The organism is Sphingobium sp. (assembly GCF_032153725.1).
GTDB lineage: Bacteria > Pseudomonadota > Alphaproteobacteria > Sphingomonadales > Sphingomonadaceae > Sphingobium.
The window spans coordinates 79,012-93,181 of sequence record NZ_JALDYQ010000004.1 but is presented as its reverse complement, the minus strand read 5'-3'; the positions used below and the strand labels follow the sequence as shown (position 1 = coordinate 93,181).

At 63.4% G+C, this 14,170-nt stretch carries 12 protein-coding genes; 8 read left to right on the top strand and 4 right to left on the bottom strand.

Features of this window, described 5'->3' with window-relative positions; translation table 11 throughout:
* Positions 1–18: 18 nt before the first annotated feature.
* Together RUH75_RS02900 and RUH75_RS02895 are read right to left on the bottom strand one after the other, a co-directional pair.
* A complete protein-coding gene (locus tag RUH75_RS02900) occupies positions 19–1,290 on the bottom strand; it encodes a hypothetical protein (RefSeq protein WP_313802002.1) in 1,272 nt (423 codons plus the stop codon).
* A gap of 209 nt (positions 1,291–1,499) precedes the next feature.
* Positions 1,500–2,777 carry a hypothetical protein gene (locus tag RUH75_RS02895; RefSeq protein ID WP_313802000.1) on the bottom strand — a complete coding sequence of 426 codons (1,278 nt, stop codon included), beginning with the start codon at positions 2,775–2,777 and terminating at the stop codon, positions 1,500–1,502.
* 275 nt (positions 2,778–3,052) lie between these two features.
* On the opposite strand from RUH75_RS02895, the gene gyrA reads away from it, so the two are divergent.
* A complete protein-coding gene (gene gyrA, locus RUH75_RS02890) occupies positions 3,053–5,734 on the top strand; it encodes a DNA gyrase subunit A (RefSeq protein ID WP_313801998.1) in 2,682 nt (893 codons plus the stop codon).
* On the top strand, positions 5,731–6,078 hold the full coding sequence (locus tag RUH75_RS02885) for a DUF952 domain-containing protein (protein WP_313801997.1): 348 nt from the start codon (positions 5,731–5,733) through the stop codon (positions 6,076–6,078). Before gyrA ends, RUH75_RS02885 begins: the two co-directional genes overlap by 4 nt.
* A gap of 84 nt (positions 6,079–6,162) precedes the next feature.
* On the opposite strand, the gene RUH75_RS02880 is transcribed toward RUH75_RS02885, so the two are convergent.
* Both RUH75_RS02880 and RUH75_RS02875 read right to left on the bottom strand, forming a co-directional pair.
* On the bottom strand, positions 6,163–6,969 hold the full coding sequence (locus RUH75_RS02880; protein ID WP_313801995.1) for a hypothetical protein: 807 nt from the start codon (positions 6,967–6,969) through the stop codon (positions 6,163–6,165).
* Between the two features lie 9 nt (positions 6,970–6,978).
* On the bottom strand, positions 6,979–8,097 hold the full coding sequence (locus RUH75_RS02875) for a glycosyltransferase (protein WP_313801993.1): 1,119 nt from the start codon (positions 8,095–8,097) through the stop codon (positions 6,979–6,981).
* Between the two features lie 53 nt (positions 8,098–8,150).
* Between RUH75_RS02875 and RUH75_RS02870 the strand changes: the two genes are divergently transcribed.
* The 6 genes from RUH75_RS02870 to RUH75_RS02845 all read left to right on the top strand — a co-directional run bounded on the left by RUH75_RS02870 (position 8,151) and on the right by RUH75_RS02845 (position 14,119).
* On the top strand, positions 8,151–8,999 hold the full coding sequence (locus RUH75_RS02870; RefSeq protein ID WP_313802080.1) for a lauroyl acyltransferase: 849 nt from the start codon (positions 8,151–8,153) through the stop codon (positions 8,997–8,999).
* A 117-nt stretch (positions 9,000–9,116) separates the two neighbouring features.
* Positions 9,117–9,758 carry a phosphoribosylanthranilate isomerase gene (locus tag RUH75_RS02865; RefSeq protein WP_313801991.1) on the top strand — a complete coding sequence of 214 codons (642 nt, stop codon included), beginning with the start codon at positions 9,117–9,119 and terminating at the stop codon, positions 9,756–9,758.
* Between the two features lie 57 nt (positions 9,759–9,815).
* Positions 9,816–11,090 (top strand): tryptophan synthase subunit beta, encoded by a 1,275-nt coding sequence (gene trpB / locus RUH75_RS02860; protein ID WP_409592310.1) that lies wholly within the window; start codon positions 9,816–9,818, stop codon positions 11,088–11,090.
* Entirely contained in the window at positions 11,087–11,917 is an 831-nt protein-coding gene (gene trpA, locus RUH75_RS02855) for a tryptophan synthase subunit alpha (protein ID WP_313801989.1), read from the top strand. Before trpB ends, trpA begins: the two co-directional genes overlap by 4 nt.
* Positions 11,914–12,765, top strand: a complete 852-nt coding sequence (gene accD / locus RUH75_RS02850; RefSeq protein WP_313801986.1) for an acetyl-CoA carboxylase, carboxyltransferase subunit beta — start codon at positions 11,914–11,916, stop codon at positions 12,763–12,765. The genes trpA and accD overlap by 4 nt, the downstream gene beginning before the upstream one ends.
* A gap of 31 nt (positions 12,766–12,796) precedes the next feature.
* Positions 12,797–14,119, top strand: coding sequence for a folylpolyglutamate synthase/dihydrofolate synthase family protein (locus RUH75_RS02845; RefSeq protein ID WP_313801984.1), 1,323 nt, complete (start codon positions 12,797–12,799; stop codon positions 14,117–14,119).
* Positions 14,120–14,170: the final 51 nt, after the last annotated feature.

The following is a 14,170-nucleotide window of genomic DNA, read 5'->3' as shown; positions in this document are numbered from 1 at the left end:
AATATCTTATTCTTGCCTTCAACTCGCCGGCGTCACCACCACCGGCTTGAACGCCGTCTTGCGACTCTGCTGGTCGACCCAAACCGACCAGAAACCGGCGACATTCGCCCAATTGCCCGTTGTCACCTGCCCCAGCATCGCCTTGGCAGTCACCAGATCACCCGAGCGGGCCAGCGCCACGCCAAGTCGCGCATTGCCCTTGCCGGTGTCGACGCCTCCCTTGCTCAGGGCGAGCCGATATTGCTCCACCGCTTGCGGAAACTGTCCGAGCGAGAAATAAACATCCCCCGCAGCCATCGCCGCCGAGCCATCCTTGGCCGCCGCGGCCTTCTTCACAGCCGCCGGCAGCGCCGCGATCTCCTTCGCGGCCTTGGGGGTCGCGCTCTTCATCAACTGCGCCGTCGCCGCCTGGGTCGGCATCAGCTTCCCCGCCGAACGTCCAGCCTCGATGATCGCCTTGGTTTCAGCGCTGTAGCCAGTCTTGTCCGCCAGCTGCGCATAGGCCTGATAATCCCGTTCGCTCGCCATGGCGCCATTGGCCGCCTGAAGGCGATAGAGGTCCAGTTGCACCTGCGCATCCATGCCCGGCGCGCTGAGATAATTGGCCAGCGCAGACCGCCATTCGCCCGCCGAGTCATAATGGCTCAGCCGCTCGCGATAGAGCGCCCCCACCTCGGACCAATCCCCCGCCTGATAGGCCATGGAGATCGCCCGGTCATACCAGGCGGCGGATATCGGCTGTCCGGCCGCCCGCTGCCGCGCCAGCGCTTCCTGCACGAAGCCGCGCGCATCCTTCGCCTTGTTCCGCCGCAGGGCTATATCCGCCCGTAACATGGTCGCATCGATCGGGTCGTAACCCAATGTCCTGGCGTAATCGAGCTGCGCCGTCGCATCCTCATAATTGCCGACGACATAGGATAGATAGCCGGCGATATAGCGTAGCCGCGGCATGTCCATCTTGGGCACGGAGGACGTCTTGAACATGTCGTTGAGCGCCACCCGCTGCGCCTGACGGTCCATCCTGCGCACCGCCAGCTCAAACCGTAGCCCGGCCGCCACATAGGCCTCGAAATCGCTGACCGGCATCAGCCCGGAAATCTGCGCCTGCGCCGTGGCGACGTCGCCCGCCCTGATCGCATTGCCTGCTGCCTGCGTCGCGGCGCGGAAGCTGTCCGACATCTCGATCACAGGCCCGACCACGACCGGCTTTTTCGCCAAGGCCGGTGTCGCCAGCCCGACCATTCCGGCCATCAGCCCCAAAGTCAGAATCGAATGTCGCAGCATGGCCATGTCCGCCAATCCCCTTATCGGCCGGCGTCCACCAGCCCTTGCATCATGTCCAAAGATGAAAAAGGCGCGCCGCCGCTAGAGTGATTTCGAGCCGGATGGAATCATCTGGCGGCCTGGAAATCACGGAAAGACAAAGAATAACCAGAGTCATTCCGGTTCAATCTGAACCAGAATGACTCTGGTGGGCAGCGCGCCTCGATCAGGCAAAATCAGGCCTTGGTGGCCAGATAGGCCAGCCACAGATCCGCGATCTTCTTGCGCGAACCGGCCTGCACCGACTGGAACGCCGCCTTGGCCGCCGCATTGTCGCCGCCCAGCGCCTTGGCAATGCCCATGCGGGTGTTGATTTCGTCCGCGTCGACGCCGCCCTTCTGCCTGGCGAGTTCGAACATCGCCGCCGCCTTGGCATAGTCGCCATAGCCCAGATAGGCGTCAGCCGTCGCCGCCGCGATCTTGCCATTGACCGCCTTTTTCGCGTCCGCCTCGGCCGAACCCAGCGAACCCTTGTCGCCCGCGATCTTCGGCACGGCGGTCTGATACAGGTCACCGCCCTGGCTCGCGCTCAGCACGCCCTTGCTGCGGCCGGCATCGATCGCCGTCTTTACTTCGCCGTAAATGCCGGTCTTGGAGGCCATTTCGGCATATTCCAGATAGTCGGCCGCCACGACCAGACCGCCCGAAGTCGCCATCAGCCGCAGCACGTCCAGATTTTCACGGTTGGAAATGTTCGGATTGGCCTGCTGGAACAGACGGATCAGCGTGCGGAGATTTTCACCGCTTGGCGCCGCCGAATAGGCCATGGTCGCCCATTCGGTGACTTCCGGCAGCTTCGCGGTCGCGGCGCGGCTGACGCCGATCTGATACCATTGCGCCGGCACCTGTCCGCCCGCTGCCTTGGTCGCGTCCGCCGCCGCCTTTAGCGCGGCAAGGCCTTGCTGGTTCAGGCCCCGCTGCGGCTCGATCGAAGCGTTGGTCGTGCCCGCCTTGCCGAAATAGGCCTGCGCCAGCGTCACGTTCACCGCATCAGGCTTGTAACCTGCGGCGACGGCAGCCTTGGCGCGCGTGATCGCCAGATCGTAATCCTTCCCCTGCAACGCCTGATCGGCTGCCACGGCATTGAACTGGCCAGCCTGCTCCGGCGGGGTCAGGCCGCTGTCGAGCATCTGGGTCAGCGCTTCGCTCTGCATCGCGCTATCCTTGGCGGCGATGGAGGTGTTCAGCTTGACCGCGCCGATCTGATATTTGTCGTCATTCGACTTGGCCTTGCTGTCGGCATCGGCCAGCGCCGCCTTGGCGCCTGCGAAATCCTGCTTCCCTGCCGCCGCCTGCGCGGTCTGGAGCGCTTTGATGACGTCGGGCGACACGTTCAGCTTGGGCGCGCTGCCCTTCTTCTCTTCCTTCTTCGCGAAGGCAGGCGCCGAAACGGCGCCACCGGCCAGCGCAAGAGTCAGCGCGAGCGCCACGGGGGTAACAAAACGCATGGTCATCTTCTCCTCTGCGCCCGGGGGACAGGCGGCCTTTGCATGACGCCGATTAAGGATCAGCGCGTGAATAACGTTTGAACAGCCTATATGCACCAGTTAACCGCCTGTCAGCCCCAAGGAAGCGATTGCGCGAAACGATCTGGCGCAGAGCGGATGCATCTCATGGTTCATACAGCTTGAAACCGCCGCGCGCGCACGTGCGCGCGAGGGGTGACAGATTTGTTTCGCTCCGCTAGTGCGGTAGCAACGAAACATACTCACCAAAAAAGAGAATCGCATTGACCGACGAGACTGCCCTCGCCGACCCTTCGGATATCAGCCCCATCTCCATCGTGGACGAGATGAAGGCGAGCTATCTCGACTATGCCATGTCGGTCATCGTCGCCCGCGCCCTGCCGGACGTGCGCGACGGGTTGAAGCCGGTGCATCGCCGCATTCTCTTTTCCGCCCATGAATCGGGTTTCCAGCACAACAAACCCTATCGCAAGTCGGCGCGCATCGTCGGTGACGTGATCGGTAAATATCACCCCCATGGCGACAGCGCGATCTACGACGCCTTGGCGCGCATGACGCAGGACTGGTCGATGCGCGTGCCGCTGATCGACGGTCAAGGAAACTTCGGCTCGATGGACCCCGATCCGCCGGCGGCCATGCGTTACACCGAAGCGCGCCTCGCTAAGGTGACGACTGCGCTGCTGGAGGATCTCGACAAGGACACCGTCGATTTCCAGCCCAACTACGATGCTTCCGAAAGCGAGCCGCAGGTTCTGCCCGCACGCTTCCCCAATCTGCTGGTCAATGGAGCAGGTGGCATCGCGGTCGGCATGGCGACCAACATCCCGCCGCACAATCTGGGCGAAGTGATCCGCGCCTGCCTCGCCTATATCGACAACACCGGCATCACCATTGACGAACTGATCCAGATCGTCCCCGGTCCCGATTTCCCGACCGCGCCGCTGATCCTCGGCCAGTCGGGCGCGCGGAGCGCCTATCACACGGGCCGCGGCTCGATCATGATGCGCTCGCGCCATGTGATCGAGGAAGGGCGCGGCGACCGCCGCTCCATCGTGCTGACCGCCATCCCCTATCAGGTCGGCAAGAACGGCCTTGTCGAAAAGATCGCCGAAGCCGCCAAGGACAAGCGGATCGAAGGCATCAGCGACATCCGCGATGAATCGAACCGTCTGGGCGTGCGCATCGTCATGGACCTGAAGCGCGACGCGACGCCCGAAGTCGTATTGAACCAGCTCTGGCGCAACACCCCCGCCCAGTCGAGCTTCCCGGCCAATATGCTCGCCATTCGCGGCGGCCGGCCGGAACTGCTCAACATCCGCGACATTATCGAGGCCTTCGTCCGCTTCCGCGAGGAAGTCATCACCCGTCGCACCAAGTACGAACTCAACAAGGCCCGCGACCGCGCGCATATCTTGCTGGGCCTCGTCATCGCCGTCACGAACCTCGACGAAGTCGTCCGCATCATCCGTGGCTCGGCCAGCCCGGCGGAGGCCCGCGAAACCTTGCTCGCGCGTGACTGGCCGGTGGCGGAGATCGCGCCTTACCTCAAGCTGGTCGAAGCCATCGAAACGGAGGCTTCGGGCGATACCTATCGCCTCAGCGATACGCAGGTCCGCGCCATCCTAGACCTGCGCCTGCATCGCCTGACCGCGCTCGGCCGTGACGAGATCGGCAATGAACTGGCGGAACTCGCCGCTGCCATCGCCGAATATCTCGCCATCCTCGGCGACCGGGTGAAGCTCTACGCGGTGATGCGCGAAGAGTTCGAGGCGATCGAACGCGACTTCGCCACCCCCCGCCTGTCGGAAATCACCGCCGCCGCTGACGGCATCGAAGACGAGGACCTGATCGAACGCGAGGAGATGGTCGTCACCGTCACCGTGCAGGGTTATATCAAGCGCACCCCGCTCGAAAGCTTCCGCGCCCAGGCGCGCGGCGGCAAGGGCCGCTCCGGCATGGCGACCAAGGATGAGGACGCCATCACCGAACTGTTCGTGACCTCCACGCACACACCGGTCCTCTTCTTCTCGACGGCGGGCAAGGTCTATCGCATGAAGGTCTGGCGCCTGCCCGAAGGCGGCCCGGCGACGCGCGGCCGCCCGATGGTGAACCTGCTCCCGCTCGGCCCCGGCGAGACGATCCAGACCGTTCTGCCGCTGCCCGAGGATGAGGATAGCTGGAGGGACCTCCACGTCATGTTCGCCACCGCGAACGGCACGGTTCGCCGCAACAGCATGGACGCCTTCGCGAACATCCCGTCGAACGGCAAGATCGCCATGCGCTTCGATGACGACAGCGACGACCGCCTGATCGGCGTGGCGCTGCTGACCGAAGAGGATGACGTGCTGCTCGCCACCCGTCAGGGCAAGGCGATCCGCTTCCAGGCGACCGACGTGCGCGAATTCCAGAGCCGCACCTCGACCGGCGTGCGCGGCATGACGCTCAAGGGCGACGATGAGGTCATCTCGCTCTCCGTCCTGCATCGCTCGGGCGCCAGTCAGGAGGAACGCGACGACTATCTCCGCTTCGCCCCGTGGAAGCCGGAGAAGGAGGGCGAGCCGACCATGACGCCCGAACGATTCGCCGAATTGCAGGCGAAGGAGCAGTTCCTCCTCACCGTCTGTTCGAACGGTTATGGCAAGCTGTCGTCGGCCTATGATTATCGCCGCACCGGACGCGGCGGTCAGGGCATCACGAACATCGACAATATCGGCCGCAACGGCCCGGTCGTCGCCAGCTTCCCCGCCAGCCAAGCCGATCAGCTGATGCTCGTCACCGATCAGGCCAAGCTGATCCGCATGGGCCTCGATTCCTTGCGCGTCATCGGCCGCAACTCGGCAGGCGTGCGCCTGTTCAACGTGTCGGACGACGAGCATGTGGTGAGCGCCGCGAAGATCGAGGAAAGCGACGAAGCCGAAGACGCCACGGAAACCACGGAGGCGTGAGCGACCTCTTCGCCTACAAGATCCTGACCAAGGACCAATATGACCAGCTCAAGACCGACGGCGTGTTCAAGGGCGCGCCCGTCGATCTGGCTGACGGCTACATCCACATGTCCACTCGGCAGCAGGCCGCCGAAACAGCAGCCAGGCATTTCTCGGGTCAGGACAATCTGGTGATGGTCATGGTCGACCTCGCTCCCTTCGGCGAGACGGTGAAGTGGGAAGCATCACGCGGTGGCGCGCTCTTCCCGCATCTCTATGCCGACCTGCCATTGAGCGCGGTCGCGGGGAAAGTTGTGCTGCGGCTGGATGAGCAGGGAAAGCATCTGTTTCCGGCGGGATTCTAAATCTCTCTTTCCATGCCACTTGGCCAAGACCTGTCAGCGCAAACTCTTCCAATTAATCGGTGCTCCCACGCAAACACATCAGCCTCATTTGATCAACTTGCGCACTTGCTCGACAATGTTAAAATCTGAAGCCAATTGCTCCTGGATAAGAATCCGCCTCGATCCTATCATTTCCACATTAATAATTTTGTCGTTTGCAAATATTCTTACGCCCGTCTTCGTTGCTACAGCAGCACGGACGCTATCCTGAGCCAGAAGTACACCAATGTAAGATGTTCCTCCAACAGTGTATCGGGCGCAGTAAGATTTTTCCGACATTGCACAATTGCTATCGAGTGCGTTCCATACTCGTCGCGTTTTGAAATCGCCGGATATCGATCCTGAAAGAAGACCAAGGAAAAGGGCCATCACGGCAAAGTTAAATGAGTAGGCCCAGCGATTAAATCTCCAAAAGATCTTCACCAAGATTGCGGGAACATGCGGTACATACCTCTTTACAGACCATTTTTCCATTTTTGGAAAAAGCAGCCATATGATAAGACCAAACGCAACCGTGAAGACACAGCCAACACAGACAGGCGCGTAGCCCCGGGCGAGCGTGGCTTGCAGCGGTTCATTAAACAAACCCACAGAAAGTCCAAAATTCTTGAGCATGGCATTCTGCTCTGCCCATCCCGCCAGATACAAAAGTCCGGTCAAAGCGACCATGGCGGGCGCGACCACGGTTCCAAGCGTCTCAATATGAGAAACTCTTACTGGATGCAAAGCCGCCTGCTGCGACGTCATACTTGATACCCCGTTTGTGCCCGTGTTGATTATCTCACTTCCCGACAGCGCACACTGAGTGACGAAGGCGATGGTCGGATGATAAACCAGAATTACAACTGCCATTCACGGAAATTATCTTGCTTGTTCCATCCGCACCACCTTCCCCCTCTCCACCCAATAATCAAACCCACCCCACCTGATCCGCCGCGAACAAACCGCCGCCAGCTGCATCCCCAAATGCACCCAGCACACCGCAAACGGCGCCAGCATATCCCACCAGAGTGACCGCCGAGCCGCCCGCATCTGTCCCGGCTCCAGCACGCTCGCCAAAATCCGCCGCCGCGCCAAAGCCCGCCCAACAGCCGCGCCATAACCCACAGCCACAGCCCCCAAACCGCCCCAGGCCAAAGCCCAGACCCAACCCAGAGCCTGAACCGCCACCACAAGCCAAGCGACCCACCACATCCCCGCACTGTTGGTCCAAATATGCCGATATTGCCGCGCGCCAAAGCCGATCGCTCCCCGCGCCTCCAGCGGTGAGGCCACCAGCAAATCCCGCACCGGCCGCAGGCGCAGCTTCGCCCGCCATCCGGCCAGCCCTATCGCCATGTCATCCGACAGTCGCCCAGCCAGCGCCGCATCCAGATCGAGCCGCTCCGCCACCTCCCGCGTCAACGCCATCGCCCCGCCCCAAGGCATGGTCGCACTCGCGGCCCGCGGCAAGGTCGCCAACTGCATCTCCACCGCGCCCACCAGCGCTGCCCCAATCCGCGCCTCCGGCAACAACAACCGATAGCCGGTCACGATATCCGCCTTCCCGCGCACCAGTGGAAAGAGCAACCGCCCCACCAGCCGCACCGGCGGCAGAATATCCGCATCCACGAAAACCAGCCAGCGATCCTCCGGCCGCAAAGCTCGTAAAGCCGCCCGCAATTTATGAACCTTCTGCCCCTCATCCGACGCCACGCCCCCGCGGACAAGCTGCACCCAATCCCCCTCCCGCGCGACAAGGACCTCCGTCGCCGTGCAATCCCCCGAAGTCGCAATCACCAGCCGAAACCGCGCCGTCTGCGCCTTCAATCGCGCGATCAGTTCCGCGCCGCCATCCCAGTCGTCCCGTACCGACAGCAGCACCACGACGCCGTCAGGCGCCTCTTCCTGCCGGTCCACCGGCAGATGCCGCCAATAATTCAGCACCCCCAACAGGCTCAGTCCCTGCAACAGCAGCCACAGCGCAAAAGCGAAACTCATGTCTATCCCAAGCCCTTTACCGCCCCAACCGCTGCTGTATGACGGCAGGCACGATGCTCTCCAACCCCTTTCTCTTCACCCTTCTCCGCCTTCTTCCCGCGTCCATCGCGTCATGGCTGGGCGGCTGGCTGTCCGCGAACATCGCGCGCAAAGCTATGAAATTGCGTGACCAGCGCGCCCGCTCCAACCTCGCCATCCTCCGCCCCGATCTCGATGAAGCAACCAGCGAAGCCATCCTCACCCGCCGCTGGTTCAACCTCGGCCGCACCATGGCCGAACTCACCAACATCGACCGCCTGATCGAGAACAACCACATCACGGTCGAGGACGCCGCAGGCTACAGCCAGGTCCTCGACGGCCCCGGCCCGATGATCGCGCTGGCGGTCCACCTTGGCAATTGGGACCTGCTCGCCGCCCATATCAAGGCGTCCACCGACCGCCCCGGCCTCGGCATCTACGACCCGCCCGAAAACCCAAACCAAGCCGCCATGCTCAAGCGCGCCCGCTCCAGCTATATGGGCGAGGCGATCACCGGAGAGGGCGCCGCTCGCGGCATCCTCAAGCACCTCACCACCAAGGACCGCGCTACCCTCTACATATTGCTGGACGAACGCCGCGACCGGCAGGTCTGGTTCCCCCGTTTCGGCCGCGATCTGCCGCCCTCGGGCAACCTCTCCGTGGCACTCCGCCTCGCACGAAAGGTCGGCGCGAAATTCCTGCCCTTCTACATGATCCGCACTGATGGCCCGAACTTCCGCGTCCATTGGCACCCGCCTCTGGACCCGGCCACCCTGAGCGATGCGCAGATCATGGATCAGGTCGACGCCTTCCTCGGAAGGGCATGCATCGACCATGCCGACCAATGGCTGGCCCTCCACGACATGGACCTTACATCGCCTTAAGCGTCACCGTGCTCCTGCGAAGGCAGGAGTCCAGTCCCGCCATCCGAACGGGGTTCCTGCCTGCGCAGGAACACGGAGCATATGGTTCTTGCCCACCACACCCGCTAAAGCCCGCCCATGTCCCGACTCGCCATCAAGATTTGCGGTCTTTCCACGCCCGAAACGGTAGGCGCCGCGATGCGCGCAGGCGCAACCCATCTGGGCTTCGTCCATTTCCCCAAAAGCCCCCGCCATGTCGAAGCGGACCAGCTCCGCGCCCTTGCCGAGCCCGTCCCCTTTCATATCGAACGCGTTGCCGTCCTGGTTGACCCGACCGACGACATCCTGATCGAACTCGCGGCAACCAACGCCCTCACCGCCCTCCAGCTTCACGGCAAGGAAAGCCCCGAACGCGCCGCCGCCATCCGTCAGCGCTTCGCCATCCCGGTCTGGAAAGCCATTTCCGTCAAGACCCGCGCCGACATAGACGCCGCCAAGGCCTATAATGGCGCCGCCGACCTGCTCCTCTTCGACGCCAAGACCCCGGAAGGCGCGGCCCTCCCCGGCGGCATGGGTCTGCGCTTCGACTGGACGCTGCTGCGCGGCGTGGCCCTTTCCGCTCCCTGGGGCCTGTCGGGCGGCCTTGGCATCGACAATGTGGCGGAGGCCATCCGCATCACCGGCGCTCCGCTGGTCGACGTTTCCTCTGGCGTCGAAAGCGCGCCGGGCATCAAGAGTGTGGACAAGATCATGGCCTTCTGCAATGCGGCGTCCTCATGAGGCAGAAAACCAGCAGTCGATGGCGTTGATCGCTTCCCTTGCCGTGAAGTGACCAACATGCCTGACGAGATTGATCCGATGACCGATACCACGATCCTGCCTATCACCTTGGCCAACAGCCTGCGCTCGCAGCCCGACGCCTCCGGCCATTTCGGCTCCTTCGGCGGCCGCTATGTCGCCGAAACGCTGATGCCGCTCATCCTTGAGCTGGAGAAGGTCTACCAGGAAGCGAAGCAGGACCCGGCCTTCGAAGCCGAGTTCGCGGAACTGCTGCGCTCCTATGTCGGCCGCCCCAACCCGCTTTACTATGCCGAGCGCCTGACCGAAGCCCTCCGCGCAGAGGCCGCACCGGGCAAGGGCGCCAAAATCTACCTGAAGCGCGAGGAACTCAACCACACCGGCGCGCACAAGATCAACAATTGCATCGGCCAGGCGCTGCTCGCCCGCCGCATGGGCAAGAAGAAGGTCATCGCTGAAACCGGCGCGGGCCAGCATGGCGTCGCCACCGCGACCGTCGCCGCGCTGTTCGGCATGGAATGCAAGATCTTCATGGGCGCCAAGGATGTTGAGCGGCAGAAGCCCAACGTCTTCCGCATGAAGCTGCTCGGTGCCGAAGTCATCCCGGTCATCTCCGGTTCGCAGACGCTGAAAGACGCGATGAACGACGCGCTGCGCCACTGGGTGTCGAACGTCCACGACACTTTCTACATCATCGGCACCGCCGCTGGCCCGCACCCCTATCCCGAACTGGTCCGCGACTTCCAGTCCATCATCGGCAAGGAAACCCGCGAGCAGATCATGGCGCTGGAAGGCCGCCTGCCCGACACGCTGATCGCCCCTGTCGGGGGGGGCTCCAACGCCATCGGCCTGTTCCACCCCTTCCTGGACGATGCAGAGGTCAAGATGATCGGCGTCGAAGCGGCGGGCGAGGGTCTGCAAGGCAAGCATGCCGCCAGCCTCGCTGGAGGCAAGTCGGGCATCCTGCACGGCAACCGCACCTATCTGCTTCAGGATGAGGACGGCCAGATCACCGAAGCGCACAGCATTTCCGCTGGCCTCGACTATCCCGGCATCGGGCCGGAACATAGCTGGCTGCACGAAATCGGCCGCGTGCAGTACATGCCCATCACTGACGATGAAGCCCTTGCCAGCTTCCAGAAGCTCTCGCGGCTCGAAGGCATCATCCCCGCGCTCGAGTCCGCCCATGCCGTCGCCAGCGCCGAAAAGGTCGCGCCGACCATGGACGCGGACCAGATCCTCGTCGTCAATCTCTCCGGCCGCGGCGACAAGGATATCTTCACCGTCGCCGCCGCCCTAGGTGTCGAAATATGACAACTGACCGCCTTTCCGCCCGCTTCGCTGCCTGCAAGACCGCAGGCCGCGCCGCGCTCATCACCTTCGTGACGGCGGGTGATCCGACCGTGGCCGACACGCCTGCGATTCTTGACGCGCTGGTCGACGGCGGCGCCGACATCATTGAACTCGGAATGCCTTTCACCGATCCAATGGCAGACGGCCCGGCGATCGAACTGGCGAACTTGCGCAGCCTTGGCTCCGGCACCAGGACGAAGGACATCTTCGCCCTCGCCACCGCCTTCCGCGCCAAGCACCCGGATACGCCGCTGGTCCTGATGGGCTATGCCAACCCGATGCTGGTGCGCGGCTCCGAATGGTTCGCGGATCAGTGCAAGGCGGCAGGGGTCGACGGCGTCATCTGCGTCGACGTGCCCCCGGAGGAAGACGCCGAAATCGGCCCGGCCCTGCGTGCAGCAGGCATCCATCTGATCCGCCTCGCCACGCCCACCACCGACGCAGTCCGCCTGCCCGCTGTCCTCAACGGCGCCAGCGGCTTCCTCTACCATGTCGCCGTCGCAGGCATCACCGGCAAACAACAGGCCGCCCAGGCTGCCGTCGAACAGGCCGTTGCCAAGCTGAAAGCCGCCACCAGCCTCCCCATCGCGGTCGGCTTCGGCGTCCGCTCCGCTGAACAGGCCGCCGCCATCGGCCGCGTCGCAGACGGCGTCGTGGTCGGTTCCGCCATTGTCGACATCATCGGCTCGCATGGCGACACCGCTGCGCCCTTCGTCAAGGATTTCGTCGCTGCCCTTCGCGGCGCCCTCAACGCCAACAGCCCTCATTTCCGGGAGACGGCCGCATGAGCTGGATCAACCGCGTCCGCAAAGCCATTCCCTTCATCGCGAAGAAGGAAAGCACGGTCGAGACGCTGTGGCACAAATGCCCCTCCTGCGCCGAGATGATCTTCATCAAGGAATGGGAAGACAATCTCTCGGTCTGTCCGCGCTGCGACCATCATGGCCGCATCGGCCCGTCGGAGCGGTTCGAGCAGATCCTCGACGCCGGCTTCATCCTGCTACCGACCCCACATGTGCAGGAAGACCCGCTCAAATTCCGCGATTCAAAACGCTATCCCGACCGGATCAAGGCCGCCCGCGCCGCGACCGGCGATCAGGACGCGCTCATCAACGCTCGCGGCGCCATTGATGACGTACCCCTCGTCATGGGCGTGCAGAATTTCGCCTATATGGGCGGCTCCATGGGCATGGGCGTCGGCGCCGCCTTCATCCAGGGCGTCAACGAAGCCATCGCCCATAAGTGCCCCTATGTGATCTTCACCGCAGCGGGCGGCGCCCGCATGCAGGAGGGCATCCTCTCCCTCATGCAGATGCCGCGCTCGACCGTCGCGATCCGGAAGCTGCACGCCGCGGGCCTACCCTATATCGTGGTCCTGACCGATCCGACCACCGGCGGCGTCACGGCGAGCTACGCCATGCTGGGCGACATCCAGATCGCCGAACCCAACGCCCTCATCGGTTTCGCCGGTCAGCGCGTCATCGAAAGCACGATCCGCGAAAAGCTGCCCGACGGTTTCCAGCGCGCCGAATATCTGCTGGAACATGGCATGCTGGACATGGTGGTCCACCGCAGCGAACTTCGCGACACGCTGGCCCGCGTGATCGGTTATCTGGCGCCCCGCGCCGCAGCCTGACAGCGCTTCATCGGGGGAGACACAAGCGCAAATGGCCGACCACGCCGTCTCCGACGATCCGGGCGTCCAGGCCCAGCTCGACCGCCTCGCGACCCTGTCGCCCGGCGCCGACATATTGGGCCTGGAGCGGATCACGCGCCTGCTCGACCGCATCGGCAATCCGCATCGCACGCTCCCGCCGGTCTTCCACGTCGCGGGCACCAACGGCAAAGGCTCGACCTGCGCGTTCCTGCGCGCCGCGCTGGAGGCTGACGGGAAAAGCGTCCACGTCTTCACTTCCCCCCATCTCGTCCGCTTCAACGAACGCATCCGCATCAACGGCAAGCTGATCTCCGACGAAGCCCTTGCCGATTATCTTTCCCGCGTCCTGGACGTGGCCGAAGGGATCGGCGCCAGCTTCTTCGAAGTCACTACCGCCGCCGCCTTCCTCGCCTTCGCGGAGCACCCGGCTGACGCCTGCATCGTCGAAGTCGGCCTAGGCGGCCGCCTGGACGCCACCAACGTCATTGAAAAGCCGGTCATCTGCGGCATTGCCCAGCTTGGCCTCGATCATCAAAGCTTCCTCGGCACCACGCTCAAGGAAATCGCCGCTGAAAAGGCCGGCATCGCCAAGCCCGGCGCGCCGCTGGTGACCCAGCGCTATTCCGACCCGCTCTTTCCGGTGATGCTCGATGCCGCCGCCCGCAACCGCACCCAATGGTTTGCCATGGGCGAAAGCTGGGACGCCGCCGCCTATCGCGATCGGCTCCATTATCGTGACGATCAGGGGCGGCTCGAAACCCCGCTGCCCCGTCTCCCCGGTGTGCATCAGGTCCACAACGCCGCGCTTGCCTTCGCCATGTTGCGTCATCAGCGCGTCATCCCCGTCAGCGAAGCCGCGCTGAAGGCTGCTCCCCTCTGGGCCCATTGGCCCGCCCGCCTGCAAAGGCTGGACCATGGCCCTCTCCTCGCCCCTCTGCCGGAAAACACTGAAGCATGGCTCGACGGCGGCCACAATGCCGGCGCAGGCGAAGCGATCAGCGCATTCTTCACAAACGAACGGCTCGAAGGACAGAAGCTCCAGCTTGTCATCGGCATGTTGTCGAACAAAGACCTGGATGCCTATCTGGTGCCTTTTGCCGGCAGGATCGCCCATATCCACACAGTGCCCATTCCCGGCCACGACCATCACCCGCCGGAACGGTTCGCCGCCATAGCCGAGCTTTGGGGTATCCCCTGCACCGCGCATGACACGCCGACGGACGCCATTGCGGCCATAGCGGCCCACCCCAATTCCTCCCCCAAGCTGCTGATTGCCGGTTCGCTTTATCTGGCCGGGGAGATTTTGCGACTGAACGGCCAATATCCCGACTGAAATTACTTGCGATTGACTCGCAATAGCGTATCTTGGCCTTCCAACGACAAG

Bases quoted from the DNA above. Each gene is read 5' to 3' on its own strand.
- RUH75_RS02900 (WP_313802002.1), bottom strand. From the start codon at position 1,290: ATGGCCATGCTGCGACATTCGATTCTGACTTTGGGGCTGATGGCCGGA.
- RUH75_RS02895 (WP_313802000.1), bottom strand. From the start codon at position 2,777: ATGACCATGCGTTTTGTTACCCCCGTGGCGCTCGCGCTGACTCTTGCG.
- RUH75_RS02880 (WP_313801995.1), bottom strand. From the start codon at position 6,969: ATGGCAGTTGTAATTCTGGTTTATCATCCGACCATCGCCTTCGTCACT.
- RUH75_RS02875 (WP_313801993.1), bottom strand. From the start codon at position 8,097: ATGAGTTTCGCTTTTGCGCTGTGGCTGCTGTTGCAGGGACTGAGCCTG.
- RUH75_RS02870 (WP_313802080.1), top strand. From the start codon at position 8,151: ATGCTCTCCAACCCCTTTCTCTTCACCCTTCTCCGCCTTCTTCCCGCG.
- RUH75_RS02865 (WP_313801991.1), top strand. From the start codon at position 9,117: ATGTCCCGACTCGCCATCAAGATTTGCGGTCTTTCCACGCCCGAAACG.
- trpB (WP_409592310.1), top strand. From the start codon at position 9,816: ATGCCTGACGAGATTGATCCGATGACCGATACCACGATCCTGCCTATC.
- trpA (WP_313801989.1), top strand. From the start codon at position 11,087: ATGACAACTGACCGCCTTTCCGCCCGCTTCGCTGCCTGCAAGACCGCA.
- accD (WP_313801986.1), top strand. From the start codon at position 11,914: ATGAGCTGGATCAACCGCGTCCGCAAAGCCATTCCCTTCATCGCGAAG.
- RUH75_RS02845 (WP_313801984.1), top strand. From the start codon at position 12,797: ATGGCCGACCACGCCGTCTCCGACGATCCGGGCGTCCAGGCCCAGCTC.